The sequence below is a fragment of the Mesorhizobium sp. M7A.F.Ca.CA.004.06.1.1 genome (assembly GCF_003999135.1).
Lineage (GTDB): Bacteria > Pseudomonadota > Alphaproteobacteria > Rhizobiales > Rhizobiaceae > Mesorhizobium.
The window spans coordinates 1-805 of the sequence record NZ_RZPQ01001285.1 but is presented as its reverse complement, the minus strand read 5'-3'; the positions used below and the strand labels follow the sequence as shown (position 1 = coordinate 805).

At 62.9% G+C, this 805-nt stretch carries 1 pseudogene; it reads left to right on the top strand.

Annotated features, from left to right (window positions below):
- Positions 1 to 763, top strand: a pseudogene (gatB, locus tag EN906_RS35810) (Asp-tRNA(Asn)/Glu-tRNA(Gln) amidotransferase GatCAB subunit B); the annotation flags it as partial.
- Positions 764 to 805 lie beyond the last annotated feature (42 nt).

The window sequence follows — 805 nt, the reverse complement described above, 5'->3', positions numbered from 1 at the left end:
CGGCCAGGCCATCGACTATGAGGCGCGCCGGCAGATCGCCATCCTCGAGGATGGCGGCAAGATCGATCAGGAGACGCGGCTGTTCGACGCCGTCAAGGGCGAGACGCGTTCGATGCGCTCCAAGGAAGAGGCGCATGATTACCGCTACTTCCCCGATCCCGACCTTTTGCCGCTGGAATTCGACCAGGCCTATGTCGATGCGCTGGCCAAGGAATTGCCGGAACTGCCGGACGACAAGAAGGCGCGGCTGATCGCGTCGCTCGGCCTGTCCGTCTATGACGCCTCGATCCTGGTGTCGGAAAAGCCGATCGCCGATTATTTCGAGAAGGTGGCCGCCGGCCGCGACGGCAAGCTTGCCGCCAATTGGGTCATCAACGATCTGCTCGGGCAATTGAACAAGGCCGGAAAAGACATTGAAAACGCTCCGGTTTCACCCGAGCAGCTCGGTGCGGTCATCGATCTGATCAAGGATGGCACCATCTCCGGCAAGATCGCCAAGGACCTGTTCGAGATCGTCTGGAATGAGGGCGGCGACCCTCGCCAACTGGTCGAGAGCCGTGGCATGAAGCAGGTCACCGACACCGGCGCCATCGAGAAGGCCGTCGACGACGTTATTGCCGCCAATCCCGACAAGGTCGAACAGGCGCGCGCCAAGCCGAGCATGGCCGGCTGGTTCGTCGGCCAGGTGATGAAGGCGACCGGCGGCAAGGCCAACCCGCAAGCCGTCAACGACCTCGTCAAGGCCAAGCTGGGCATCGAGTAGCGCCGTGTTCGTCCGCACCGCAGGTGAACGCGACCTTGCCGC